The 26,913-nt window shown below is 41.9% G+C and carries 24 protein-coding genes, 2 tRNA genes and 1 rRNA gene; 13 read left to right on the top strand and 14 right to left on the bottom strand.

What is annotated here, in order from left to right:
* Positions 1–132: 132 nt before the first annotated feature.
* Positions 133–1,860, top strand: coding sequence for a methyl-accepting chemotaxis protein (locus tag VP97_RS21580; RefSeq protein ID WP_050184223.1), 1,728 nt, complete (start codon positions 133–135; stop codon positions 1,858–1,860).
* A gap of 199 nt (positions 1,861–2,059) precedes the next feature.
* Here VP97_RS21580 and VP97_RS21575 read toward each other — a convergent pair whose 3' ends face one another.
* The 7 genes from VP97_RS21575 to VP97_RS21545 are packed head-to-tail and all read right to left on the bottom strand — an operon-like array spanning position 2,060 to position 7,834.
* The gene (locus VP97_RS21575) at positions 2,060–2,422 is read right to left on the bottom strand and encodes a Na+/H+ antiporter subunit G (protein ID WP_082220496.1); all 363 of its coding nucleotides are present in this window, start codon (positions 2,420–2,422) and stop codon (positions 2,060–2,062) included.
* Positions 2,400–2,684 carry a Na(+)/H(+) antiporter subunit F1 gene (locus tag VP97_RS21570; RefSeq protein WP_050184222.1) on the bottom strand — a complete coding sequence of 95 codons (285 nt, stop codon included), beginning with the start codon at positions 2,682–2,684 and terminating at the stop codon, positions 2,400–2,402. The genes VP97_RS21575 and VP97_RS21570 overlap by 23 nt, the downstream gene beginning before the upstream one ends.
* On the bottom strand, positions 2,681–3,166 hold the full coding sequence (locus tag VP97_RS21565; RefSeq protein WP_050184221.1) for a Na+/H+ antiporter subunit E: 486 nt from the start codon (positions 3,164–3,166) through the stop codon (positions 2,681–2,683). The genes VP97_RS21570 and VP97_RS21565 overlap by 4 nt, the downstream gene beginning before the upstream one ends.
* 30 nt (positions 3,167–3,196) lie before the next feature.
* The gene (locus tag VP97_RS21560) at positions 3,197–4,678 is read right to left on the bottom strand and encodes a Na+/H+ antiporter subunit D (RefSeq protein ID WP_050184220.1); all 1,482 of its coding nucleotides are present in this window, start codon (positions 4,676–4,678) and stop codon (positions 3,197–3,199) included.
* Positions 4,671–5,009 (bottom strand): Na(+)/H(+) antiporter subunit C, encoded by a 339-nt coding sequence (locus tag VP97_RS21555; RefSeq protein WP_050184219.1) that lies wholly within the window; start codon positions 5,007–5,009, stop codon positions 4,671–4,673. Before VP97_RS21555 ends, VP97_RS21560 begins: the two co-directional genes overlap by 8 nt.
* 1 nt (position 5,010) lies before the next feature.
* Positions 5,011–5,433 carry a Na(+)/H(+) antiporter subunit B gene (locus tag VP97_RS21550; protein ID WP_050184218.1) on the bottom strand — a complete coding sequence of 141 codons (423 nt, stop codon included), beginning with the start codon at positions 5,431–5,433 and terminating at the stop codon, positions 5,011–5,013.
* Positions 5,420–7,834 (bottom strand): Na+/H+ antiporter subunit A, encoded by a 2,415-nt coding sequence (locus VP97_RS21545; RefSeq protein WP_050184217.1) that lies wholly within the window; start codon positions 7,832–7,834, stop codon positions 5,420–5,422. Before VP97_RS21545 ends, VP97_RS21550 begins: the two co-directional genes overlap by 14 nt.
* A 233-nt stretch (positions 7,835–8,067) precedes the next feature.
* Here VP97_RS21545 and VP97_RS21540 point away from each other — a divergent pair, with 233 nt between their 5' ends.
* Positions 8,068–8,751: a universal stress protein gene (locus tag VP97_RS21540; protein WP_050184216.1), complete on the top strand. Its 684-nt coding sequence runs from the start codon at positions 8,068–8,070 to the stop codon at positions 8,749–8,751.
* A gap of 82 nt (positions 8,752–8,833) precedes the next feature.
* On the opposite strand, the gene VP97_RS21535 is transcribed toward VP97_RS21540, so the two are convergent.
* On the bottom strand, positions 8,834–9,373 hold the full coding sequence (locus VP97_RS21535; RefSeq protein ID WP_050184215.1) for a tyrosine-type recombinase/integrase: 540 nt from the start codon (positions 9,371–9,373) through the stop codon (positions 8,834–8,836).
* A 952-nt stretch (positions 9,374–10,325) separates the two neighbouring features.
* On the opposite strand from VP97_RS21535, the gene ggt reads away from it, so the two are divergent.
* On the top strand, positions 10,326–11,981 hold the full coding sequence (gene ggt, locus VP97_RS21530; protein WP_050184214.1) for a gamma-glutamyltransferase: 1,656 nt from the start codon (positions 10,326–10,328) through the stop codon (positions 11,979–11,981).
* Positions 11,982–12,072: 91 nt separating this feature from the next.
* Here ggt and VP97_RS21525 read toward each other — a convergent pair whose 3' ends face one another.
* Positions 12,073–13,488, bottom strand: coding sequence for an alanine/glycine:cation symporter family protein (locus VP97_RS21525; RefSeq protein ID WP_050184213.1), 1,416 nt, complete (start codon positions 13,486–13,488; stop codon positions 12,073–12,075).
* Positions 13,489–14,153: 665 nt separating this feature from the next.
* Between VP97_RS21525 and VP97_RS21520 the strand changes: the two genes are divergently transcribed.
* The 7 genes from VP97_RS21520 to VP97_RS21490 all read left to right on the top strand — a co-directional run bounded on the left by VP97_RS21520 (position 14,154) and on the right by VP97_RS21490 (position 20,000).
* Complete coding sequence (locus VP97_RS21520; protein ID WP_050184212.1) at positions 14,154–15,764, top strand: spore germination protein; 1,611 nt, start codon at positions 14,154–14,156, stop codon at positions 15,762–15,764.
* On the top strand, positions 15,754–16,977 hold the full coding sequence (locus VP97_RS21515) for a Ger(x)C family spore germination protein (protein WP_050184211.1): 1,224 nt from the start codon (positions 15,754–15,756) through the stop codon (positions 16,975–16,977). The genes VP97_RS21520 and VP97_RS21515 overlap by 11 nt, the downstream gene beginning before the upstream one ends.
* 23 nt (positions 16,978–17,000) lie before the next feature.
* Positions 17,001–18,113, top strand: a complete 1,113-nt coding sequence (locus VP97_RS21510; RefSeq protein ID WP_050184210.1) for a GerAB/ArcD/ProY family transporter — start codon at positions 17,001–17,003, stop codon at positions 18,111–18,113.
* A 25-nt stretch (positions 18,114–18,138) separates the two neighbouring features.
* Positions 18,139–18,393, top strand: coding sequence for a YczF family membrane protein (locus VP97_RS21505; RefSeq protein ID WP_050184209.1), 255 nt, complete (start codon positions 18,139–18,141; stop codon positions 18,391–18,393).
* A 143-nt stretch (positions 18,394–18,536) separates the two neighbouring features.
* Complete coding sequence (locus tag VP97_RS21500) at positions 18,537–18,800, top strand: DUF1292 domain-containing protein (protein ID WP_050184208.1); 264 nt, start codon at positions 18,537–18,539, stop codon at positions 18,798–18,800.
* A 387-nt stretch (positions 18,801–19,187) separates the two neighbouring features.
* Positions 19,188–19,303: ribosomal RNA gene (gene rrf / locus VP97_RS21495) — 5S ribosomal RNA — on the top strand.
* Positions 19,304–19,631: 328 nt separating this feature from the next.
* The gene (locus tag VP97_RS21490; protein WP_156153588.1) at positions 19,632–20,000 is read left to right on the top strand and encodes a hypothetical protein; all 369 of its coding nucleotides are present in this window, start codon (positions 19,632–19,634) and stop codon (positions 19,998–20,000) included.
* 196 nt (positions 20,001–20,196) lie between these two features.
* On the opposite strand, the gene VP97_RS21485 is transcribed toward VP97_RS21490, so the two are convergent.
* Genes VP97_RS21485 through VP97_RS21470 form a run of 4 tightly spaced genes read right to left on the bottom strand, consistent with a single transcriptional unit; the run spans position 20,197 to position 24,125 of the window.
* Positions 20,197–21,012 carry an ABC transporter ATP-binding protein gene (locus VP97_RS21485; RefSeq protein ID WP_050184206.1) on the bottom strand — a complete coding sequence of 272 codons (816 nt, stop codon included), beginning with the start codon at positions 21,010–21,012 and terminating at the stop codon, positions 20,197–20,199.
* Positions 21,012–22,043 carry a FecCD family ABC transporter permease gene (locus VP97_RS21480; protein WP_050184205.1) on the bottom strand — a complete coding sequence of 344 codons (1,032 nt, stop codon included), beginning with the start codon at positions 22,041–22,043 and terminating at the stop codon, positions 21,012–21,014. Before VP97_RS21480 ends, VP97_RS21485 begins: the two co-directional genes overlap by 1 nt.
* Positions 22,040–23,080 carry a FecCD family ABC transporter permease gene (locus VP97_RS21475; protein WP_050184204.1) on the bottom strand — a complete coding sequence of 347 codons (1,041 nt, stop codon included), beginning with the start codon at positions 23,078–23,080 and terminating at the stop codon, positions 22,040–22,042. Before VP97_RS21475 ends, VP97_RS21480 begins: the two co-directional genes overlap by 4 nt.
* Positions 23,073–24,125, bottom strand: a complete 1,053-nt coding sequence (locus VP97_RS21470) for an iron-siderophore ABC transporter substrate-binding protein (protein ID WP_050184203.1) — start codon at positions 24,123–24,125, stop codon at positions 23,073–23,075. Before VP97_RS21470 ends, VP97_RS21475 begins: the two co-directional genes overlap by 8 nt.
* Positions 24,126–24,622: 497 nt before the next feature.
* Here VP97_RS21470 and VP97_RS21465 point away from each other — a divergent pair, with 497 nt between their 5' ends.
* Positions 24,623–25,405, top strand: a complete 783-nt coding sequence (locus VP97_RS21465) for a TerC family protein (RefSeq protein ID WP_050184202.1) — start codon at positions 24,623–24,625, stop codon at positions 25,403–25,405.
* Positions 25,406–26,107: 702 nt separating this feature from the next.
* Here the strand turns inward: VP97_RS21465 and VP97_RS21460 are convergent.
* Positions 26,108–26,302, bottom strand: coding sequence for an alpha/beta-type small acid-soluble spore protein (locus tag VP97_RS21460; protein WP_050184201.1), 195 nt, complete (start codon positions 26,300–26,302; stop codon positions 26,108–26,110).
* A gap of 414 nt (positions 26,303–26,716) precedes the next feature.
* On the opposite strand from VP97_RS21460, the gene VP97_RS21450 reads away from it, so the two are divergent.
* Positions 26,717–26,792 (top strand) — tRNA-Ala (locus tag VP97_RS21450).
* A gap of 19 nt (positions 26,793–26,811) precedes the next feature.
* Positions 26,812–26,885, top strand: a tRNA-Met gene (locus tag VP97_RS21445).
* The last annotated feature ends 28 nt before the right edge of the window (positions 26,886–26,913 follow it).

Raw genomic sequence — 26,913 nt, 5'->3', positions numbered from 1 at the left:
GCACTTCATAAAAAGCAATATTTTTAAGAAAAGGAAAGAATAAATAATAAAAATTGTGAAAACGCTATTATTCTCGCGCATTTTCTTATAAAATAGATAAAAAGAACCATTATAAAAGGGGTGGATGACTCGATGAAAGAAAGCGTTTTCTTTAAATTAATGCTTTTAATTTCAGTGATGATTTTTGCGACAGCCTTTGTTGTAGGCGGCATTAGTTATTATTTAACGAAGAAAGAGCTGACCGAAGCAGGAAAAGCAGACATGAGACATCTTGTGGAAACATCACTGGTAACTCTTACTTTATTAAATGAGCAGGTTGAAGCAGGAGAGTTGAGCCTTGAGCAAGCAAAAGAACGGGCAAGAGTTCTTTTGGTCGGACCGAAACAGGGAGATGTATATGACCATACACAGTCCAGCTTTCTTTACAAGCAGGATGGCTACCTTGTCGCATACGGGCAGGATTTTTCATCTCAACTTCATCCGAAAAATCCAGTAGGAGATATACCGGACGATACGACCAATCGAGAAAACATGGTGAAGGCTTCTAAACAGCCTGAAGCCGAAAGCCGCTATGTTTATTTTCCAGATACGCTTGATGATGGCACATCTGTAACGAAAACTTCTTATATGACATATTTTGAACCGTGGGAATGGACAGTTGGCATGATTGTACTGGATGATCAGTTTTATCAGGAGCTGGAAAAATTAAAATGGTATATGATTGCAGCGGGGCTGGGCATGACAGTCGCCAGTGTACTGCTGTTTTATACAGCTTCCCGCAAAAAAATCCAGCTTTTAAAACAAATTGCGGTGTCTTTTACAGATATTTCAAATAAGCAGCTGAATCGTCAAGAGCTGCCACAATCAAAGGATGAAATTGGACGTCTTGGCACCTCATTTAATGAAATGAATAAACAGCTGCGTCATTTAATCGAACGTCTGCAGGAAACAAGCAGCAAAGTGGTGGACTCTTCCAGTTCCGTATCGGCTATTTCGGAAGAAACTGCGGCAGGGAGCGAAGAAGTTGGGAGAGCCATTGCAGATATCGCTTCAGGAACAGTAAAACAGGCGGCTGATCTAGATACAACAAACTACAGTTTAAATCAGCTTAATGGTTCCATTCAATCGATGAACAATCAAAATGAGCAGATTAAGGAGATGACAAAGCTGTCTCAAAAAGCTGTGTCGGAAGGTCAGGAGATGGTTCGTCAGCTCAAGCAGTCCAACGAGGAATCACTCGCATCTTCCAATGAAGTAAGCCAAAGCATTTCTGGGTTATATTTAAAAATTATGGAAATATCCCGCATCACGGATACGATTGAAAGTATTGCGGCTGAAACCAACTTGCTGGCGCTCAATGCAAGTATTGAAGCAGCGAGGGCAGGAGAGCATGGAAGAGGCTTTGCCGTGGTGGCCAGTGAAGTAAGAAAGCTCGCGGAGCAGTCCAATCAATCGACCAAGCAAATTCAGTCGATGATTTCAGGTATTGAAGCGGAAACTGAAAAAACCGTTTTGGCGGTTTCCGAAACTATTGACCGGTCTCAGAAGCTTGATGGAGCCGTGAAAGGAACAGAAGAAGGCTTTAGCCATATTTCCGAGATGATCTCTCAAACAGCACGGGGGGTTCAATTGTTAAGCAGCGAACTGCAAAAAGTAGTGATTCAAAGCGGTGACATTTCTACTGCTGTACAAAAGGCATCTGATGTTTCAGAGCAAACAGCTGCTTCGGTCGAGGAAATCACTGCCTCGATTGATGAGCAAGTACAAGCGATTGTCCAGCTGGCCGATTCAGCAGAAGCAATGACTGAGCTGAGTCGTGAGCTTAATGAATTAATAGAGCAATATGTTGTTCATTCATAAAAACGATGTATACATGTAAATTTATATATTCATATACTCATATACATATATATGAGTATATGAATATACATGGATTGTAGTAGAAATATGATTCTGCGAAGACCTATCATTCAATCCCAGTGGAAAAGAGGGACGATATTTAATAGAAAGAAAAAAAGACTGCTCACATAGCTTTGTGAGCAGTCTTTTCTTAAGAGATTTATTTTTCACTATCTGTTGCATTGATATGTTTTAACCCGCTTTCCACAGGTTCTCTTACCATTTCAGCTTCTGAATGATAAGCAGCCCGGCAAATTAGGTGTCCGGCCACAGGCGCCGTCAAATACAGAAACACAATACCGAGAACAAGGCGAATACTGATGTAATGCTCTGTCGACCAGAAGTAAATAAATACACCGGTTAGTGCCAGTAGAACGGCAAGAGTGGAGCTTTTGGTTCCGGCATGCGAGCGTGTGTATACGTCAGGAAGGGTTAAAACACCGTAAGCGCTGATCAGTGCGATAACGCCACCAAGCAGAACCATCAATGCCGCAATCAATTCAACGATTTGGTTTTCTGTCAATAATGATCCCTCTCTCAATGTATTTAGAAAAAGCTACGGTGCTGATAAATGCCAAAATCGCAATAATCAAAATAACTTCCAAATAAGCTTTTGTTTGAAGCAGAGCACTTAGAACCGCAACAATTGAAATTAAATTAACGCCAATTACATCAAATGCCACTACCCGATCAGGCAAGGTGGGTCCTTTCAGTACCCGTATAAGAGAAAGGCCGATAGCCAGGCTGAACAGCACAACCGCAACCGTAAAAATAGAATAGATCATGGCCGGGTTACCTCCAAAATAATTTTTTCATATGTTTGAATAGATTGTAAGACCATAGGCTTTGTTTGTTTCATATCCATCGCATGGATAAAAAACTCATTTCCTTCAGGCGAAATACGCAGCACGGTTGACCCAGGTGTCAGCATTAGCAAAAGGGCAAGCGCCGTCACTTCCCAGTCACTTTCAAGCTTTGTTTGATACGAAAAGGTACCGGGGACAAAGGTGACGCTCGGAATCAAAATTTGTTTCATAATCAAAAGGCTGGACGTCCAAAGTTCATAATTGAAGATAAGAAAAAGCTTAAGCATCGAATAAACACGTTTCAAGTAAAAAGGGGTGCCGAAGAAACGATGCATTAAAAAGATAATGACAACGCCAAGCAGAAAACCGCCAGCAAATGTATCAAGCTGAAAGGCATCCTCATCTTTTAACATCACCCATAAAACGGCGATTAGTATATTTAATAAAAACTGAACAGGCATGAAACTGCACCTCCTTGGTGAGCCGCTTTTTTACTCATTGTGTAAAGCTCCTTCAATATAAACATCAGGATTCATCAGTACATGGGCTGCTTCTGATACGTAAGGAGAAAGATAGTCCATGCCAAGCCCGAGTCCCGTCGTGATAATCCCCAATGCCACAAGGGGGGCAAGCATCCCTTTGGACAAAGGAATTTGATTCTTGGACAAAATGCTTGACTCTCCCCAGAACATGATTAGGAAAACCCGTAAAAGAGAATATAGGACAAACAAACTTGATAGGAAAGCAATAGCTGTTAATCCATAGTGGCCTGCACCAATGGCACCTTCCCCGATAAACAGCTTACCAGCAAATCCGCTGAATGGCGGTATGCCGCCAAGCGACAAAATCATAATAAAGAACAGCCAACCAAACAGCGGATAGTTGGCAATCAAGCCGCTTTCCTGATCAAACCGGGTTTTACCGGTTAAATGAATGATCGTTCCTACAAGCAAAAACAGCAGGCCTTTTATTAAAATATCATGAATCAAATAGTAAATAGAGCCTTGAATCGCTTCGATATTGAAGGACGCCAGGCCGACTAAAATAAAGCCGATAGCAATCACAACGTTATAAGAAGCAATTTTTCTGACGTCGCGATGGGCAAGCGCCCCTATGCTTCCGCCGATCATTGTTGCAGCCGCCATATACCCAATGACCTTATGAGTAAGGGAAGGCTCATGATAAAACAACAGCGTAAAAGTGCGGAAAAGCGCATAAACGCCCACCTTCGTTAAAAGAGCAGCAAACAGAGCAGATATTGCAGCCGGCAGTGTACTATAGGAGCCCGGAAGCCAGAAATACAATACCAGTCCTGCTTTCAAGGAAAACACTACTAAAAACAACATGCTGATGGTAGTTAAAAGGGGCGGCTGTCCGGCTTCGGCAATGCGTACAGACAAATGGGCCATATTTAAGGTTCCAAGCGTGCCGTAAAGATAAGCGATACCGAGCAGGAAAAGCCAAGAAGATAAAATGTTGATCAAAATATACTTAATTCCTTCGGTCAACTGCTTTTTTTCTCCGCCCAGTGTCATCAACACATAAGAAGCAAGCAGCATTACTTCGAAGCAAACAAATAAATTAAACAAATCTCCGGTTAAGAACGAGCCATTTACGCCAGCCGCGAGCAGAAGAGCAAAAGGGTACATAAAGAAGGATTCTCGTTTTTCATCTTTTGCAAAAGCCGCATACACTAAACAAAGAACAGTCACAAGAGAAGAAACTGTTACAAGCAGCATAGCGAAAGAATCAGCTACAAATGTAATGCCAAACGGCGGCAGCCATTCACCAAAGTCAAGTCGAAGGATACCGTGGAGCATAACTTGCTGCAAAATCCAAACGCTAGTTCCGAAAACGACGGTCATTGCCCCAACACTTCCCCAGCGCTGAACGGCAGTATTGGACCGGAAAAACAAAAGCAGCATAGCGGCCAGAATCGGCACAATCATCGGAAAAACCAATACGTTATTCATCCTGAGGTCCTTTCAACTCGTACAAATTGTCACTACCCGTGCTTTGATAGGTACGATAAACAAGGACGAGAAAAAAAGCAGTCACAGCAAAGCTAATGACGATGGCTGTCAGAATCAAAGCCTGGGGCAGTGCATCTGTATATGTGTCGACCTGGTCGCCTAAAATGGGGACACTTCCCATTTTCAGTCCGCCCATTGTCATGAGAAGCAAATGAATGGCATGAGATAAAATGGCGGTACCGAGTACGACTCGAATCAGATTTTTAGAAAGCAGCAGATAAGTTGCTGTCGATACGAGAACGCCAACTAATAAAATAATAATCGTTTCCATCCTACACATCCTCACTAATGCTAATAATAATGGTAACAACCACACCGATGACGCCAAGCGCCACTCCGGATTCAAACAGCATTACGGTGGCAAGCTCTGTTTTACCGAAAATAGGAAGATTAAAATAAGCAAATGTTTGGCTCAAAAACGAGCTGTCAAACACTAGCGACCCTGTACCGGTAAGCGTAGCGATTAACACACCGAGCGCTGCTACTTTTTTGTAATCAAAAGGGAGACCTTTATTAACAGTTTCTACATCAAATGCTAAGTACAACAGGACAAAAGCGGATGAAAGCATCAGCCCGCCAATAAAGCCTCCGCCGGGATGATGATGACCGGCTAAAAATAAATACACCCCGAAAGTTAAAACGATGAAGACAGCGACTTTAGAAACTGTTTGTAATATGACATCATTTTCTCTCATGGTCATCCGCTCCTTTCGGTGTTTTTAATTTCACGAGTGTATATACCCCGACTCCGGCAATGAATAATACAACCACTTCGAGCATGGTATCGAATGCCCGAAAATCTCCTAAAATCGCATTAACAATATTTCTTCCGCCTGCAAGGTCATAGGAGTCTTCGAAATAAGAAGAGATCGAATCAAATAACTTGTTTCCCTGTACAGAAAGAGCTAAAAGTACAGTTAAAATCCCCATCCCAACAGAAATAATGATTTTGGGAATGCGTACCTTGAGTGCACGATCTTCTTTTGACCATTCCGGCAGATGGTAAAAACACAACAAAAACAAAACAGTCGTCACTGTTTCTACGACAAGCTGAGTCAGAGCAAGATCAGGTGCTCGGAAAAGCACAAAGAAAATAGCGATAGAATAGCCAAGAACGCCATTCAGCAGCGCAGCAGTCATGCGTGACTTTGTAAAAAGAATACTTACGCCTGCGGCTGCCATGATGAAAACAAGCAGCATTTCATATAAAGCAACAGGTACATCGTTAGAAAGACGAATGGAAAGCCCGTCTGTCAAAAAGAGGGTTCCACCTACTGACAGAAGGAGGAAACCATAAATATAATAAAGATAGTTACGCAAAAATCCGGTCATATACAAATTCGTTGCTTTTTTGGAGCCGATTTCACTCCCAATCAGCAGCCACTGATAGCCGCGATCAATGCTTCGGTTTTCCGGAAATAATTCATATACTCCTTGCCAGGAACGATATGTTTTCATAAGTAGAAAGCCGAATACGACTACGCCTGCGGTCATAAGCAATTCAAGATTAAAGCCGTGCCAGGCCGCAATATGTGGAACTAAGCCTTCCATCCCTTGATACGAAGGAAGGACGCTGTTCATAGCCGGAGCAAGCAGATAATGACTCAGCACGTTCGGAATGAAAAACAGTACTACGATGATTACACAAAGCACAATGGGAGAAATCAACATGCCAACAGGTGCTTCATGAGGGGTTTTCTCCAGCCGTTCACGCCGGTATGGCCCGAGAAATGTGCGGACGACAATAAACATTGAATAAACAAACGTAAAAATACTGCCGATCCATGCGACAATCGGAAAAAGGAGACCCCATGTATCCATAGAGAAAATATCCATACTGCCTGCCTGCAGCGCAGCAGTAAAAAACATTTCTTTGCTTAAAAATCCGTTAAATGGCGGAAGTCCAGCCATTGAAAAACCACTAATCACTGCCAGTGTAAACGTAACAGGCATAAAAGAAAGCAGTCCACCGAGCTTTCGGATGTCCCGGGTGCCGACTTCATGGTCGATAATCCCAACGACCATAAACAAGGCACCTTTAAAGGTAGAGTGATTAACAAGGTGGAAAAGGGCAACAAAAATAGCTTTTGTATATACCACTGATTCGATAGATGCTCCACCTTGAAGAGCCGCGGAGCCAAGGCCGAACAAGGACATAATCAATCCAAGCTGGCTGATGGTTGAATACGCAAGCAGCGCTTTCAAGTCTTTTTGACGGACAGCCGTAAATGAGCCCCAGAACATCGTGAACATGCCGACACTACTTACGAGCCAGAACCAGGCCGCCTCTCCGCCGAAGACAGGGGTAAAGCGTGCAACCAAAAACAGGCCTGCTTTAACCATAGTAGCGGAATGAAGATAAGCGCTGACTGGCGTCGGAGCTTCCATTGCATCTGGAAGCCATATATGAAAAGGAAACTGGGCAGATTTTGTAAAAGCACCGATTAAAATTAAAATGAGAGCTGGTACAAATAGTTGGTGATCTGAAATCGCATCACGCATCGAGATAATTTCCTGGATGCTGTTTGTTCCTGTCATGGTGTACAGCATAATAAAGCCGACTAGCATGGAGAGGCCGCCGCCTACCGTGATTAAAAAGGATTTTTGGGCACCATACCGTGATTTTTTGCGGCGAAACCAAAAAGCGATCAGCAAGAAAGAAGAAATACTGGTCATTTCCCAAAACACGTACAGCACCATCATATTATCTGACAGGACGACTCCAAGCATCGCGCTCATAAAAAGAAGAAGATAGGCGTAAAAGTGAGAAAGAGGTTCTCGCTCTTTCGATAAATAAAAAATAGAATAAAGTACCACCAAACTGCCGATACCGGTAATAAGCAGCGTGAAAATTAAGCTAAGTCCGTCTAAATGAACAGCAAAAGCAAGATCTAATGCGCGGATCCAGCTGATAGATCCGTAGATAGATCCTCCGTCTGCCGTTTCTGGAATCTTAGCCAGGAAAAAAGTGAATAATAAGACGGGAACAGGAAAAGCAGCCCATCCAAGGTGAAGTTTTGGAAACCATTTTCCAATAAAGGGGATCAGCAGTGCGACCAAAATAGGAACAAAAATAAACAGATGAATCAGTGTCAAATAAATCCCTCCTGACTTAGTAAGTGGACAAAATCAGTTTTCAAAGAAAAAATATAAAGACTTTGTGAAATATAAATAAAAAGAACGCTGATTCCTGCTTTAGGGGTTGAAAAATGTTGAGTGGACCTTTATCCTAACAAAAGGTAAAAAGAAAATGGTTCCTTTCTTTTTTCAGTCCGGCAGTAAATTGACGTGCGAATGGAGCAGGAAATCATATTAGAGGTGAAACGGTTATGAAAAAGGTAAGAGCCCGTATGGACGAGAGTATACTGGTATGTGCATATTACGGCCCCAATGGTGAGCGGCTTATTAAACGCGGATGTAAGATTGCCAATATGCTCGACTGCCCGCTTTATATTTTGACAATTGATCCGTCTTCCAAAGACGAACTGGGCGCGGACAAAGCTGCATACATCCAAGAGTGGAAAGTTCTTGCTGAAGAACTTGGGGCAGAAGATTTTATCATTCGCTACGGTGAAAAAAGACCGGCTGCAAAAGTAATTGCTGAAGTAGCGCGCGAGCTGGATATTACCCAAATTATCCTCGGTCAGTCTCCGCAAAGCCGCTGGCAGGAAATTAAAAGAGGATCGTTTGTAAATACACTGCTGCGCGAAATTTCTTTCGTTGATTTTCATGTTGTTTCAATTGATCGGTCTGTTGAAGATACTGAAAATCTTTTTGAAAATGGAACAAGAGCGTACCTTGTAAAAGGAGAAGACGGCCCTCGAATCACTTTTACGCATTCTGAAGATGTGATTCATGAAGGTATTTTTTATAAAGAAACTGGAACAGATTTTAACAACGGTGTTTTTACGTATATTAAAGAAAACAAAACATGCCAGCTTCATGTAACAGATGAAAAAATTACAGAACCCACTTCGATTCATTCTTCCATTAAAGAAGAAAAGTTTGAATAATAAATAGTAATGCGCGGCTCTTGGAACAAGTTATTCACCGTTCCAAGGGCTTTTTTGTTGAGCCGTTCTCACTCTGCCCGATTTACAGGTTTACATCTATTTTTTGATCTCTTTCATCCATGCCGATATAGCGGAACGTATCAGACGGACAAGCATGATGAAACCTTTCCTGGATCAAGGAAATGGCAACTCCTTTTAAGTAAGCGTGATAACCAAAGGTCTTACGCAGTGTGTGAGTACCAATCTGGTCGGCAATCCCTACTTTGCGGGCCGCTTCGTTTATGACGCGATAAGCTTGCTGCCGTGTAATGGGAGAATCACTTTTAGGTGATTTAAACAGATAACTGTCAAGCGGGGGCTGCGTCTTTTTCAAATGAAAGGATAAGGCTGTTTTTACCTGGTCATTAATGTAAATCTTTTGATCCTCGACTAATAAAAATGATCGAATGTCCCCGGAGTTTTCAACCAGCTGCTCTACTTTTAAGGAAAGAAGCGTATTAATTTTCAATCCTGTGTTAATGCCTAGAACAAATAAAACAAAGTCACGGCTGGATCTCTCTTTTAACATGTCCTTCATTAGCTGAATATCCTGAACATTTTTAATAGGATTAACAAATTCCACTTTTTTTCACCTCATATGTTACTTAACTATACCCTAACATGGATTTATGACACATTCAAATGATATGGTATACCTCTTTTTAAGAGAACGAACAAATTATGAATAAGGAAAGCGAAAAAAATACAATTGAAACCGTTTCCTTAAAGTGAGGTTTTGTAACGTGAAAAGGGGTTAATTACCAAAGCAGTCGAAACTATCAAAGTGAAGATCAAGTGGATGGAGGTGTATTATTTTTCAGTAAAACAGCAGGAAGTCGACATCTTATCAAGAGCACAAATATATGGTCGAAGTATTGAAAGCAATTTGGGAAAATAGCCTGGACCGTATCCGACTCAATATGAAATGAGAAACGATAGGAATGGAAAGAAAAAAGATTTGATATAAATATATAATGAGCACCTCAACCAGGTTGAAGTGCTCAGACTGTAGACAAATGATTGATAACCGTCACATGAATAGGATAGATCGGCGGCGTCCGGGCAGCTCCCACGTCTCAGCTGCCCGCTCGTCCCATAGAAGTCTGCGCTGACCGGACGCCGCCAGGTGGCTTGCGACAAGATTGTATAGAATGAATAAAGTCGTATTTTTTCTTTTTAAAAAAAGAGGAAATGTATGCCCAATTCTGGGCTGATTGATCTTTAACACCACTTATCGGCTTTTTTTTGAAAGAGAAAGACTTTGTCTACACACTAAGCACCTCGACCAAGTTGAAGTGCTTTTTTATTTTTCTTTGCATGATATTTTTTTAAAACGACCGGGTGCAGCCAAAAAAGGCGGTATATTTTCTAACAAAAAACCCTCCATTTTTCCCGCCTTATAGTTTAATAATGAAAAGATCTAAAGATGTTTACGCTGCTGGTTTCTGCGGCAATTCCGTATTTTACCTACATATTAAAATCCATTTTTTATTGATTCAGCATATGTATAGGAGCACAGGGAAGAGGGGGATATAATGATCAATCAAGTAACACAGTCTTATCGTCCAACTACACTTGCGCGAAGCGGAATGGTAACAGCTCCCCATTATCTGGCTTCGGGAGTGGGTCTTGATATATTGAAAAAGGGAGGAAATGCCATTGAAGCAACGATTGCGGCAGCCGCCACTTTAGCTGTCGTGTATCCTCACATGAATAGTATTGGCGGTGACAGCTTTTGGTTACTATCAAACCAGCGAACAAAAAAGATAAATGCCCTAAACAGCAGCGGACGTGCGGGACAAAAGGCAACTATTGATTTTTATCAGAAAAGAAACTACACGTCTATTCCTGCCCGGGGATACCTTGCTGCTGTCACCGTTCCGGGAGCTGTGGCCGGCTGGGAGGAAGCGTATAAACACTCCCGGAAATACATGGGAGGAACGTTATCATGGGAAGAACTTTTAGCTTCTGCCATTTCTTATGCAAAATATGGGTATCCTGTAACACCGAGCCAGGAGCACTGGACAAATGTAAATTTGGATGCACGCGATCATGAATTTAGATATCTTCAGCGATTCAAAGGGTTTCGTGATACCTTTCTAAAAAAAGATGGTACAGCTTATCGCACGGGAGAAATCATGAAGCAGCCGGATTTAGCTCGGACGCTGGAGGCCATTGCAGAGGAAGGCAGTCAAGTTCTTTATCACGGGAAGATAGGAGAACAAATTGTAAAAGAAGTTCAGGAAAATGACGGTTTGTTAACAAAAGAAGATTTCGAACGCCACCGTTCGGACTGGGTAAAGCCTATTTCTGTTCCTTACCGCGGGTATAAAGCGTATAATCTGCCGCCTAATACACAAGGATTTGCTTCCCTGTCTATTTTAAACATTTTAAATCAATTTGATTTACAGTTTATTAAGGAAGGCTCTGCGGAATATTATCACTTGTTAGTCGAAGCAACCAAGCTTGCTTTCGCTGACCGGGACGAATGGCTGACGGATCCTGAGTTTCTTGACATCCCGCTGCAAAAGCTGCTATCGGGCGAGCGGGGGCAGGATCTGGCGGCTCATATTGATTTCTCACATGCCAATAACCTGAATAAACAATTAGAACCGAAAGGAGACACAGTCTGGCTTGGTGTGGTTGATCAGGAAGGCAATGCCGTTTCTTTTATTCAAAGTATTTATCATGATTTTGGATCGGGAATCATTCCGGAGGGAACCGGGATCACTCTTCAAAACAGGGGAAGTTTCTTCTCGCTGGATCCAGTCCATGTAAATCGGCTGGAGCCGAATAAGCGTACTTTTCATACGTTAAACCCTGCTATGCTGTTGAAAGATGATGATCCTTACCTTGTTTATGGGACAATGGGCGGTGAAGGACAGCCGCAGACGCAGGCCGCTCTTGTTACCAGAATAATTGACTATGGATACAGGGTTCAAGCTGCCATTGAAGCACCGCGATGGCTGTATGGGCGCACATGGGGCGCTGACTCTAATAGTTTAAAAATGGAAGCGCGTATTCCAGAAGCCGTTCTTCAAGAGCTGAAACAAAAGGGACACTCTATTAAATTTGAAGAGGGTTTTAGTGACACGATGGGGCATGCTGGAGCTATTTTAATCAATCCCGAGACCGGTGTTAAGCACGGTGGAGCGGATCCTCGCGGGGATGGAGCAGCGTTAGGCTTTTAAGCTAAATAAACAAAAAAACAGCCGTTATTCTTTTTCAGAATAAGGGCTGTTTTACAATAAATAAAGCGAAAAGAAGTTTCGTCAGACCAGATTAAATATTTTTGTTTTCTTTCTCTTCTGGCCATCCTTCAATTTGATCCAAGTCTGGAATGCTTTCTTTATAAAATTGAGGATCTTTGCCCGCTCTTTTTTGAGTCATATAATCACTCAATGCAGCGAAGGCAATTTTTGATAAAAGCAAAATGGCGATCAGGTTGACAATAACCATGAAGCCCATGAATAAGTCAGCAAGATCCCACACAAGCTGTACTTTAGCAACAGCGCCGAACAGGATCATAGCAAGTACACCTACACGATACAGCATCAGCCACATTTTGTTTGTATTCAAAAATTCAATATTGGTTTCCCCATAATAGTAGTTACCAATCAATGTACTGAATGCAAATAATAAAATCATGAAAGCCAGGAAGCCTGGTGCCCATGAACCAATATGTGTAGCCAGTGATGCTTGTGTAAGCTCAATACCGCTAAGGTCTGTTTGCTTGTAAACTGGAGACAACAGAATAATAAAGGCAGAGCTTGTACAGATGACGCCTGTATCCAAAAGAACACCGAGTGCTTGAACAAGCCCCTGTTTTGCCGGATGGCTCGTTACAGCTGCTGCAGCTGCATTTGGCGCACTTCCCATTCCCGCTTCATTGGAGAACAGGCCGCGCTTGATTCCATTCATAATCATTGCCCCGAACGCACCGCCTGCAGCCTGTTCCAAACCAAAAGCACTTTTTACGATTAAGGCAAGAACGCCAGGTACTTGATCAATGTTCATAATCGTAATAACCAGCGCCATGCCAATATAGAAAACAGCCAGGACGACAACGATATATTCAGAAGCTTTTGCGATCCGCTTAATACCGCCAAAGATAATGGCCGCAAAAACAACCGTCATGATGATACCAAGCGTCAGACGGTCAGTGCCAAAAGAGCTTTGGAACGCCACCGTAATTGTGTTTGACTGTACGGCATTAAAAACGAGCCCGAATGAAAGAGTAATCAGGATGGCGAACAGGGCACCCATCCAGCGTTTTTTCAGTCCTCTTTCCATGTAATAGGCTGGCCCGCCGCGGAAGCCCTCTTTGTCTTTCACTTTGTAAATTTGAGCAAGTGTACTTTCTACAAAAGCGGAAGTTGAACCAATTAAGGCAATGATCCACATCCAAAAAATAGCCCCCGGACCGCCCAGTGCTATGGCAATAGCAATCCCGGTAATATTACCGGTTCCAACACGTGCTGCCATACTGATGCAAAAAGCCTGGAATGGTGACAGTCCAGCAGCTTTCGTTGTTTTCCCTTCTTTTAAAACAGAAATCATTTCTCTTACCATTCGGAACTGCAAAAAGCGTGAACGAAACGTAAAGTAAAGTCCTGCTCCAATAAGCAAAATGATGAGCACATAAGACCACAAAAAATTATTTATTTCTGCAACCATAGTCGAAATAAATTGCTCCATTATATGTTCCTCCTATCTGAATAAGGCTGTTTATTCTTCACATAAGGGTTCATCCTCAGTTTTTAAACCTCTCATGCAGCCATAAAAGAGACTCTTTTGATAACTTGTACAAAAGAGTATTTTTTACCAATTTCTAATTTACTTGTATTCAGGATTATAAACAAAATGTAGCTGCAACATCAGCAATTCTATCACTTTGAATAATATATTACATATTAGTAGACGAAAAGTTGGGTTGTCAATGCGAAAAAAATTGTTTATTTATTCGCTATTTTTAAAAAAATAAATAGATAGAGAGTCTCGAGCAAATCATTTCAAGAGGTTTGGCGTTCAGAGGAAAGTATGCAGTGTGTAAAGGTATGCAAATAATAGTGAGGCCAATAAGGCACATTGGATCGATAAGCTGGTAAAAAAGTTAATAAACTTGTTTGCTCTCAGCAGATTTTGTTTTCTTTGTTTTACCGTACATATTTTATGCACGTTGATTCACTTTTGGATAACTCCTATAAACATCAAAGAGTTAATTGGTGAAAAAGTAAAAATATTACTTTTTGATGAAATGAAGGCAGGGTCAGAAAGCTTGCGAACCGGCCAGGAAAGACACGTATAAAAATTATTTTTTAGGCAAATCTGTAGATAAAAAGAGCAGAAAGGTCGGCAGCGCTATGTCCCCATTTTTTAAAGGCAAAAAAAACGCAGATCAAAACAAGCCAGTTGACCCGATGCCCGGAGCTATAACAAGCAGCTTACAGGACAATCTTGCTTGGGTAAAACAAAAATTCGGGAACAGTCCTGATATTATCATTCGTGAATTAAAAATCGGTTCATCAAAAGTAAAAGCGGCTGTGATTTACGTGCAGGGGCTGGTGGATAACCAATTATTAAACGACTTTTTGATTGAATCGTTAATGCAGTATGATTCTTCTTCTCAAGATGAAACAAGAACACAAATGCTGGATAACTTATCGGATCTAGTGATACCGATGGGTGGTGTAAAGGAAGAAACAGAATGGAGCAAGCTGTTTGAATCTTTGTTAGTCGGGGCAACCCTCATTATCATTGATGGAACGGACAAAGCGCTCACTGTTGCAAGTACACAGGGAGGCGAGTCCCGTTCTATTTCAGAGCCGACTACCCAGAACGTAATCAGGGGATCAAGAGAAAGCTTTACCGAAAACCTTTCTACAAACATCTCAATGGTCCGCAGAATCATTAGAACGCCGGATTTATGGGTAGAGTCGATGAAAATAGGCACCCAGACCAATACAAATGTGTCAATTATGTATTTGAACAACGTCGTTGATCATGATGTGGTAAAAGAAGTAAAGAAAAGGTTAAAGAGAATTAAAATCGACAGCATTTTAGAATCCGGCTATATTGAGCAATTGATTGAAGACCAGCCGGCCAGTCCTTTTCCGCAAATTTACCATACGGAAAGGCCGGATGTGATCGCGGGAAACCTGCTGGAAGGGCGTGTGGCCATCTTCGTGAATGGCACGCCATTTGTGCTGTTGGTGCCCGTTGTTTTCATACAGTTTTTTCAAACGCCGGATGATTATTATTTCCGGTTTGACATTGCTTCAGCGACCCGCCTTTTACGGATTTTCATTTTCTTTATTTCCCTTATTGGACCGGCCGCGTATATCGCTGCTACCACATATCACCAGGAAATGATTCCGACACACCTGCTCCTGATCATCGCTGCCCAGCGGGAATCAGTTCCTTTTCCGGCTGTTATTGAAGCGTTAATTATGGAGCTGGCTTTTGAGGTTTTGCGGGAAGCGGGTTTACGGCTGCCTAAAGCGATTGGATCAACCGTATCCATTGTCGGAGGTCTTGTTATTGGGCAGGCTGCTGTACAGGCGGGGATTGTGTCACCGCCAATGGTCATTGTCGTAGCGATTACAGCGATCGCGAGCTTTGCCACTCCTTCATTTGCCGTAGCGATCTCTGTGCGCCTGCTGCGTTTTGCGTTTATGGGGCTTGCTGCTGCATTCGGTTTCTTCGGCATTATTGTAGGTTTAATTATGCTGACGGTTCATCTATGCGGCCTGCGCTCATTTGGTGTTCCGTACATGGCGCCACTCGGTCCATATAGACCGGTTGAATCAGGGGATACGGTCATTCGAGCTCCATGGTGGGCAGCAAAAAAACGTCCGGGCCTCTTCAGTCCTAATAATGTAAAACGAGAAGCGGGCAGCCAAATGCCAGCTCCTCCTCAGCCGAGAACGATTAAAAGCGAAAGCACAGAAAAGGGGAATCAAAATGAATCGTAAACGTACTTTTCTGTTTGGATTGCTGGCTAGCTTATCTGTTTTTACATCCGGCTGCTGGAGTGAGAGACAGCTGAACGAGATAGCCATGGTCGCTGCTATAGGTATTGACCGGACTGAAGCCGGGCAATACGAGGCTTCGTACCAATTTTTTAACCCCGCAAATATTGCCGGCGGTCTGCAGGGAGGAGGCGGCGGTCAAAGTCCGCCTGTCTCTGTGTATACAGCTACTGGCGATACGATTATGGAAGTACATGGGAATATGTCGAGGAAAATTTCACGGGAACCATATTACTCTCATACCAATCTTGTCGTAGTCAGTGAAGAGTTAGCTCAAAAAGATGGTATTGGACCTGTGTTGGAGGCATTTGACAGAGGTTCTCAATTCCGGGTCACAACAGCTGTGGTCATTGCCCGCGAAGTAAAAGCAAAGGACCTCATTACAACCTTGACTGCTTTGGATAAAGTTCCCTCTCAAAAAATTATGCAAACGTTGGAATCAACGGAAAAGGCAATGGGTGAGAATATAAACATTGACCTCGAAGAAATTATTACCGCGCTTGTATCGCCTGGCCGAGAACCGATGATCAGCGGCTTTACTGTAAAAGGTGATCCGAAAGAAGGAGCCAAACAGGAGAGCCTTCAAGCAACCGACCTGCCAATGACTGTTGAGGCAAACGGCAACGCTATTTTTAAAAACGGAAAGTTGGCGGGTTGGATTGATGGCGCAGATGCAAGAGCTGTGCTCTGGATTTTGGACCGAATTCAGAGCACAACCGTTACGACAGAATGGGAAGGCCGCAAAGATGGCATTTCTTACCGCCTGGCCCGCCAGAAAACGAATGTATCGGCAGAAATGAAGAATGGAAAGCCGCATATTTCTGTTCACGTTCATATGGAAGGTGACATAGGGGAAGTCATTGTGCCGGTTAATCTAAAAGATCCAAAAACGCTGGAAAAAATAGAGCGGGATGTAGGTGAAGAGGTGAAGAGAAATATTGAGTCATCTCTCCATTACACCCAAAAGATAAAAGCAGACATATTCGGGTTCGGGGAAGTATTCCATCGTGATGAACCAGCAGAATGGAAAAAGATCGAAAAGAAATGGGAAGATGAAATTTTTCCGAATTTAGATGTGGATGTAACAGTGGAGTCGTATATCCGCCGAACAGGTCTAAGAAATAATTCCTATCTGTCGGAAATGAAAAACAAATAGGAATAAAAAGGAAGTGAAAAGCGATGGAGAACGCAAAAATTAGTCCCCGCCAGCTGTTTGTGCTCATCATATTGTTTCAGCTCGGAAGTTCACTTCTTATCCCTGTGGGGTTAACAGCAAAACAGGATGCCTGGCTGGCCGTTCTGGGCGGCATGGTGGGAGGCTTGCTTTTATTTCTACTTTACTACAAAGTAGGCTCTTACTATCCAGGACTTGTACCTACAGAATACATGGCGAAAATCTGGGGGCCTTTCTTTGGAAAGATTTTTGCGTTTTTATATGTTCTGTATCTTTTCTACCTCGCTGCCCGGGTATTGCGGGACTACGGAGAAATGCTTGTCATATTCGCATATCCAGAAACTCCTCTGTTTATTGTTAATTTGCTATGGATGGTTTTGGTTGTTTATACGGTTAGAAAAGGGATCGAAACATTGGCAAGGACAGGAGAGATTCTTTTTGTTGTTGTATCTATCCTTGCCCTCACTTCTTTACTTCTTCTTGTTTTAAATGGTTCTATTGATACTAAAAATTTACAACCGGTTTTAGAAGAGGGACCGGTAACATTGATCAAAGCAATCGGCGAATCTGTTTTTTTCCCTTTCGGAGAAATCGTGGTTTTCACCATGATCTATCCATATTTAAACCAACTGAAAAAAGCTAAGCGTGTAGGGCTTTATGCTTTGCTGTTCAGCGGGTTCGTTTTGTCGGTTACGATGGCAGTCAATTTAAGTGTTCTTGGATTCAGCCTGCTATCACGTTCCAATTTTCCGCTGCTCTCCACTATACAAACAATTAATGTTGCGGAATTTCTTGAACGTCTGGATGTATTTTTTATGATTGGTGTAGTTATTGGCGGGTTCTTTAAAATCACTATATTCTTTTATGTGGCGGTTATGGGAGCGACGAGCTTATTTAAAGTAAAAGAATCGTCTCATCTTGTTTTTCCTTTAGGGTTTATTACGCTGTTTTTATCTGTAGGAATAGCGAGCAATTTCTCGGAGCACATTCAGGAAGGTTTGGATATAGTGCCCCTTTATTTACATTTGCCGTTTCAGGTGATTTTTCCGCTTCTTTTGCTGGTAAGTGTCGTCTTAAAAAATAGGAAAAAACAAAAAAAACAGCTGGCGATGAAGTAACAACCGAGAGGCTAGGTGGATAATGATGAAGACTGTTGCTATAAAAATGATTGGTGTTCCCGTATTAGTAGCGGTGATATTATTCGGCTTGATGCTGCTGCTGGACATCATTCAAGGGTATAACCTGAGACTTTCTATAAACCACATACTCAATCCGTTTTCGATTATGAGACCTGCTGAAATAATTGTTTTTGCGCTGCTTTGTGTTTTGTTGATTGTCTACTACTGGAAGGTCCTTTCACAAGAGAAAAAAGCAAAAGAAAATAAAGATGAAAAATAAGATTTTCTTTTAAAAAAGGGTATAAACATGTTGTCCTGTTTTGTTTGGCGTATGCTGGAACAAATGGGAAAAATAAAAAATGGCTTGGTGGAGATACTGTTTGAAGGAATCAATCCAATAATGGAAACAGAGGAGGAATTGGTATGGAAGAAATTCAAGTAGGCGATATTTTTACGCTGGAAGGTGAAAACGACCAGGAAGAGGAAATTGAAGTGCTCGGGATGTTGAAGATCGACGGAACTCAATATGCAGCGGTTAGTTTGGTGGAAGAGCTTAACGAAGCATCGGACGAAGACATCAATGTGTTCTTTTTGAAGGGCGAAAGTGTAGAGCAGTTAACCGTCATTGAAGATGATGAGGAATTTGAAAAAGTAGCTGCTGCGTTTCAAGAGGCGGAGCAAGGCTGATCAACCCGACAGCTTTCTATGATCATACATTTGTTTGGTAAGAGCTGTATAACAAGCGTGATTCTTTTCTAGAAAAGAATCGCGCTTGTTTTTTGTTTGTTACAGCAAAGTCATTATTCGCATAAACATATGAAGCGATTAAACAGCTTTTGTTGGAGTAGTAATATTAACCAATTATAGAATAAAAAGTAAAAAAGAAGTGCTTAAAGAAATTTTTATTTTTTAATCTGCATCAAAATCGCTATTCGAAATGGAATCGCGTTGCATATCGAAAAAATAAAAGAAATACAAAAATCGTGCTCGACGCTGGATAACATATGACCCGGTATTGCCGTTACTTTACAGAGATTATCCAGTTTTGAAGGAACAATTTTGTTCCATACACAGTCTGATGGCAACAGCGAAGATGTTACACCCGTTCCCATCCCGAACACGGCCGTTAAGCTCTTTAGTGCCGATAGTAGTTGAGAGTTTCCCCCTGTGAGGGCAGGACGCTTTTTTTATTGTAGTATCGTCCAGAAAATTCCTTGGACAAAGAGCCTGGCAGGAAAATACTTCGTTAAACGAGTTTTTTCGCTGAATCAACTTTATAACAAACTAGGAAAAAACAAAAAAGCATATACGGCTGTAAAAATGTATTTAAAACTCGCTTTAAGTATTGAAAGAACAAGAAATAACGATTATGCTTATTTAAAGCGCTTTCATTTTATAGTTCTAGTCAATGGAAATTGACCAATTTGACTACATAAGCAACTTATCTTGAATTAAATAAAAAACTTACATTTAGAATGATGAAGGGAGCTAAACATATTGCATTTAAATAAGCATTACGTGAAAGCAGCGGCTCATCATGCGAATGAATTGAAAAAAGCTTTGGATGTCTATGGATCATATGAAAAAAGGCACAGAGAAATAAAATCTGTTACTCATTATATTTGTTTATTAAAAAACAGACTGGACCAGGAAGAGAGCAATGCTGCTATCCTGTCAGCCTGGGGAAATGTTGAAAAAAGAGCGCGTCGATCCCAAAGGTTAATTAACTGGGATGCATCTGAAACAGCCATAAAAAATGAAGTTGGATGGCTAACTCTTATGATCGAACGAATGGAGCTTACTTTTAATGGAACAAATCCGGTATTAACTGGCGATCAAAAGCAACAGTTCGAGCTAGAAATGAACCCTGGAAAACAAACTGTTTAAAAGCGGCCGATCGTTCTTTATTGAGATTCGAGGGTACGTTGAATCCACATAATAAATAGGGTACCTGTATAGATTTAAGTGAAGAATCCAGTGCTATACAGGCACCCAGCGCTTGATATATAATTTGTCTCTACATAATATTTGAGCCAGTTAAAAAATAATTCAATACATCGATAATTTTTACAGGCTTCTTTATTTAAGGAGCTTTTTCATTATTTACATGATATCGTCCTTTAGGTATGGCAAAAGGAGAGCCTGAAACCGGATCTTTTATCACCATGCAATCAAGCCCGAAAATGTCTTTAACCAATGTGCTTGTAATAACCTTTAAGGGTTCTCCCTCAACGATAAGTTTTCCTTGACGAAGCGCAAAAATATAATCTGCATAACGGGCGGACAAGTTTATATCATGAAGAACCATCACAATTGTCGTTCCGTGCTTTCGGTTAAGGTCTGTGAGCAGGTCAAGAATTTCAACTTGATAGGTGATATCTAAAAAAGTGGTCGGTTCATCAAGAAATAAAATGTCTGTTTGCTGTGCCAGCGCCATAGCGATCCAGACACGCTGTCTCTGGCCTCCTGAAAGCTCGTCAATATTATGATTTGCCAGCTCAGTTATATTCATAATTCTCATCGCTTCGGCGACTGCCTCATAATCTTTTTTTGTCCAGCCGCTGAGCAATGATTGGTGCGGAAATCTTCCGCGTCCAACTAAATCTGCGACAGAAATTCCTTCCGGCACAATGGGAGATTGAGGAAGCAGCCCTACAACTCGAGCTAATTGTTTTGATGGGATTTTGCTGATAAGTTTTCCATCAAGAGTGATGTTTCCAGATACAGGCTTTGTGAGTCTTGATAATGTTTTAAGAAGCGTAGACTTTCCGCAGGCATTTGCGCCAATAATAACGCTTATTTTATTACTGGGAATAACAAGACTGACTTCCTGGATAACCATCTTATTGTCATATCCCGCTACAATTTCTTCAGCTTGAAAAATATGTGTCTGTGTCATTATAATTCCCCCTTTCTATTCATTCGGATTAGCAAGAAGATCAGATATGGTGCTCCGAGTATTCCGGTTATGATGCCTACAGGGTATCTGGCCACAAAAGCAAATTGCCCGATTAAATCTGCAGCCAAAACTAAATTAGCACCAACAAGACCTGCGGGAATTACGTTTGAGAAGCCAGCTCCGACTAGTCTTTTTGCAATCGGTCCTGAAAGGAAAGCGACAAAGGCTATTGGACCTGTGGTAGCAGTAGCAATCGAAATCATGCAAACAGAACTAAAAATAAGCAAAACTCTTGTTTTGTCGGTGTTTACTCCGAGAGAAGTGGCCGACTGTTCTCCAAGTTCCAATATACTTAGATGTTTTCCCAGCACTATAATGATAGGTGCAAAGATGAAAACAGATAGTACCAATGGCGGAAGCTCATCCATTTGTGAGCCATTGAGGCTGCCGGTGAGCCATCTGAACGCTGCGGGAAGATCTTGTTCTGCCCCAATCAGTAGAAGATAGGATACCAAAGCGTCAAGCATAGCCTGTATGCCTATTCCGATAAGAATTAATCTCCCAATTGAAAATGACTTTCCCCTCGATAATACATAAATGAGGATGACAGTAGCAAGACCAGCAATCACGGAAGCAATGGAAACAACCGCTCCGCTAGTATGAAGTATGACAATACAAAAAACAGCTGCAACACTCGATCCACTTGTAATTCCGATTACATTCGGGTTCGCAAGGGGATTGCGCAGCATCGTCTGAAAGGTGTTTCCGGCAATGCCGAAAGCGAATCCGGCAAAAAGGCCTGCCAGCATTCTTGGCAGACGTATAGTATTAACAGCAAAAGAAGCGCCCTGGACTTGCTCTCCTGAAAGCGCTCGAATTACATCCATTACAGGATAGATAGTGTTCCCCAGTAAAAGCATGGCACAGCAAAGAATAAATGAAAGTGCTGCGAGGGAGCCGGTAACAAATATCCATCGGCGGCGTCTTTGACGTCTGCCCGCCCTAATAAACCCAACAGATTCATTTTTCATAATGACCGCACTTTCAATTTCATAGTTAATAATATTAGTATCGGAGCTCCTATAAATGCTGTAACCACACCGACTTCAAGTTCTCCAGGGCTGCCGATGAGCCTGCCGAGTACATCTGATACAGTCAAAATGATGGCTCCTGAAAGGGCTGACATCGGTATAACAAAACGCAGATCGGGGCCGAGAATAAGACGCATGACATGAGTTGATAAAAGTCCGACAAAGCCAATAGGGCCTGCGAGGGCAGTAGCCGAGCCGCACAAAAGAACAGCTCCAAGAGCCGCAATAAGCCTCAGTGTCCCTGTCCGAACGCCGAGTCCCGTTGCAACATCGTCTCCTAGGGCCAGTGCATTTAGTGCAGGGGCAGAAAAAATAGCTACCAGTATTCCAATTAGCAAAAACGGGGTGAAAGTCGAAATATTGTCCCAGTTTGCCGAGCCGACACTTCCCACTTGCCAAAATCTAAATTGATCCATGACGTAGGAACGCGGGATCATGATTGCCATGACTAAAGAAGAAAGGGCGGCACTTGTGGCGGCCCCTGCTAAAACAAGTTTAATGGGCGTAGCACCGCTACGCCCTAGAGAGCCGATTCCAAATACGAAAAGAGCCGTAATGGCAGCCCCAGCCAAAGCCAGCCATATATATTGATTTGCGGTACTTATATTCAAGAATGCAATTCCGCAAACAACAAACAAGGATGCTCCTGTGTTTACTCCCAGTATGCTCGGGTCTGCAATCGGGTTCCGGGTGACCGCTTGCATAAGCGCTCCGGAAACTCCGAGTGCCGCACCACAAAGTAAACTGAAAACGGTTCGTGAAATCCTCTTGCGAACCACGTTTGCTTCGTAAGAATCGGCAGCCGGGTGAAATAAACCGTCTATCACGTCATGTAATCCCACCATTCGAGAACCAAAGGCCAGGGATGTAAGCATGCACAAGCCAAGCAAAACAAAACAAATCACCAGAACCACTCCAAAATTCCTCGGAATATGCAAGCTTGGCTTTTTTATGTTTGAAGCGGATGAACTATTCATTTAACTTGCTAACGGCTCCTCCTATTAATTCAAGGTATTCATCAATCGTATAAGAAATTGCCAGCGGATTTGGATTTCCTGAAGCAGCCAAAGGTGTGTTGTTGCCAATGAACACAACGGAACCTCTTTGAATTGCTGGAATTTTGCCTAGAAGGGGGTCCGCTTTAACTGCTTCATACAGGCTTTCATCACCATACCCAATGATAATATCAGCGTCGTTCAAGATATCGGCATTCTCAGCGCTTAATGATAATGAGTAGCTAGTAGGATCGGTAATTTCATTCGTAATACTTTCAGGATACTCCATGCCCAGCTCAGCCAGAAAAGCACCGCGAGGGTCTGCTGGTGTATAAAGGTGCAACTTAGACATATCTTCAGCTGAGAAGTTGACCCAGGCAACTGTTTTGCCTTTTATCTCAGGATGTTTGCTTGATGCATCCTCAATCAGTTTCTCAGTATCCTTAATCAGTTGTTCGCCTTCTTCTTTCATTCCCATGCCCGTTGAATTTAACGTAACCTGGTCACGCCATGTAGTTGCCCAGGGACCGTCCTGATAAGCCACAACCGGAGCAATTTCGCTTAGAACATCATAGTCTTCCTGCGTGATACCCGAGTAACCTGCAAGAATGACATCTGGGTTTGCGTCTGAGATAGCCTCAAAATCAAGGCCGTCGGTATCCTGGAAAACATTAGGCTGGTCTGCACCGAGCTCCTCAAGCTTTTTTGCAGTCCAGGGCAAAAGTCCGCTGTCATCCTGAACGCCGTAATTCGCTGCAGAAAAGCCAACAGGTACAACTCCAAGAGCAAGAGCAACATCATGATTGGCCCACTGGACTGTCACTACTCGTTCAGGCTTGCTTGCAATTTCAGTTTCGCCAAATGCATGTTTAATAACAATTGGATATTCAGAATTCGTATCCTGGGAAGCAGTTGTTTCTGTTTGGGATGTTGAACCTGATTTCTCGCCTGAACAACCAACTAATAGGATCATAACCAGAGCCGAAAGCAGTAATGTTGCTAGTGAGGTTTTTTGCTTTTTAATCATTTGTATAACCTTCCTTTTATCATAATGATTGTTGACTAACTTTGCTGAGTAACATGTTTAAATGAATAGCTAGTAAGTCCTCCTGGAAAGATATATTTACTTTCCACTCCTCGGTGAAAATGTTCAAGAATTTTCCCTGTAGATGCTGATCGCGGCCAGGGGATAAGCAGCAAGCTGATAAAGCTTTCTAGTTTTAACCTCCTATATTCTATTGATATTGATTATCATTCTCTTTAATTTATATTCCATTTGGCGGATTGTCAATAAAATTTATGTATCAGAGGACCTTAAAAAAGCTGGCGTTTGGCATTCTGCTTCGAAACAGGGACCCAACACTAAGCCCTATCACACGCTAATTTAAAAATGAAGTGGTCGCATGCTTAAATGAGATGAGTTTTTACTAATGTTCTGATTACCTGGGGATTGTCAGGGTAATATTATAATTATTGAAACTTTTACATAACAGATTAATCAGGTTTCAAAAAGGAGAGAGATGGATGGATTCCATTTGGCTGGAGTATGCCTGGGCATTGTTAATCCTAATTGGATTAGAAGGATTGCTATCGGCTGATAATGCCCTTGTACTAGCAGTTATAGCCAAGCATTTACCCAAAGATCAGAAGAAAAAAGCGATAAATTACGGAATTATTTTGGCGTTCTTTTTCCGATTTGCTGCACTTTTTGCTATTTCTTTTATTGCAAACGTCTGGCAGATACAGGCGATAGGAGCAGCTTATCTTCTTTACCTGGGCTTAAAGCATGTTATTAAGGCCCGGTTTGGGAAAGAAAATGAGAATATCCGTGAGGACGTGGAAGAAGAAGCAGAGGAAGCCGCAGGAAAAGGTTTCTGGCCGACAGTAGGGAAGATTGGTTTAGCGGACCTTGCTTTTGCTGTTGATTCGATTTTAGCTGCGGTTGCTTTGTCTCTCGGTCTTCCAGATTCACCGCTTGGTAACTTCGGCGGCATGGATGGTGGAAAGTTTATTGTTATTCTCCTTGCAGGGATTTCTGGCCTTATCTTGATTAAATATGCAGCAACCTGGTTTGTCCAACTGCTTGATCAACGTCCAGCATTGGAAACAACAGCTTATGCCATTGTTGCCTGGGTCGGTGTCAAGCTTGCTGTCATTACTCTCGCACACGAGGATGTTGGTGTATTAGACACCCATTTTCCACACAGTACCGCTTGGACGCTGATTTTCTATGGAGTATTAATTGGTATTGCCCTGATTGGTTGGTTGGCACCGGCCAATAAATTATTAGAAAAAGAAAAATTATAAAATAAAAAAGGTAAAAGTGAATGTAAGTGTAAGAACAGACGGAACTTTTATATAAGATGAGCAGCCTACTATCGATTGATATTTATCTATTATACAATCGGGCTTTCTGATACAGAAAAAGGGAGTATGTTGCGTTCAAAATAATTTGCTAAAACAAGCGCTATCCTTTGAAAACAAGGGACGGCGCTTGTTTTAGTTAGGGAGAAGAAGCTTTAGGCTAAGAGGCATTGGAAGAATCACAAAGTTGAATTAATGAACTCGATTCGAGAAATGATTAAACTGCGGAGTAAAATACGCATTAGAAAATAACCTTAACGTTGCGCCGCTAATTTAAGCTTCTTCTTTCATAAACTTAAACCTAACATTATTGGAGCGAATAAAATTTAAACTAACACTTTTAGGGAAGGATGCCTTGTGTATGATTCCCGAATACCGTGTAAAAGAGCAATTGCTTATATTTTCGAGAATACAAGTGAATCAGACTTCTTTTTTATCCTAAATTTGTTATCTTTTTTAAAAAATTATTCCTAAATGATTATGTTTTCTAAATGTGAGTCTCTCCATTTAAATCAAAAATCATGAAAAGGAATACGAAGCTTATTTTTGTTCAAGGCTGCCCTGAACATATTCTTCTAAAAAAAGACACCCCTTCAGGATGAAGGGATATCTTTTTTCTTCTTGCTATTTAGTTTTGTGTGTTTCCTAACGGCTAGACAATTGTTGTTTCGCCATTTCTACAAGACGCTTCGTGATTTCACCGCCGACAGAACCGTTTTCACGAGCTGTTGTATCCGCACCTAGCTGAACACCAAATTCAGAAGCAATTTCGTACTTCATCTGGTCAATAGCCTGCTGGGCACCTGGAGCCAAGAGTCGATTGCGATTGCTGCGTGACATGATCAATCACTCCCTAATGGGTTTTTGATTTGTCTTGCTTTAACAGTATGGATTGTTTCTGCTCCTCTCACACTGGTAACATAATCAAGTAGGGCATTTTTTTAGAAAAAAGGCTTTGTTAAACGATATTGTTCTGTTGATTTAAAAAAGTTAAAACTTCATTTTGCGGAGCAATTTGAAGAAGTCTTGGGGCCAGTAATGCGATACCTTTTCCAATATGTATGTGCCACTTTGTTAGAAAAAAGAAAGTTAGTAATAAATATTTGGAAAAAGTATTGATTTTATATTTTGAAGATGATATTATTTCATAGCTGTCGTTAGTGTAGGTTAGTCCGCAGTAGCTCAGTGGTAAAGCATCTGAATTTTAATCAGAGGGTCGCAGGTTCGAATCCTGTCTTCCCGATCGTTTTACATGGGGCCTTAGCTCAGCTGGGAGAGCGCCTGCTTTGCACGCAGGAGGTCAGCGGTTCGATCCCGCTAGGCTCCACCAATTTTCATATAATTTTTATGGCGGTGTAGCTCAGCTGGCTAGAGCGTACGGTTCATACCCGTGAGGTCGGGGGTTCGATCCCCTCCGCCGCTACATAAATTTATGTTGGAGGAATACCCAA

Source organism: Domibacillus robiginosus, from assembly GCF_000966195.1.
In the GTDB taxonomy this organism is placed as follows: Bacteria; Bacillota; Bacilli; order Bacillales; family Domibacillaceae; genus Domibacillus; species Domibacillus robiginosus.
The sequence above is the reverse complement of the archived record's forward strand: the minus strand, read 5'-3'. Positions and strand labels throughout refer to the sequence as shown.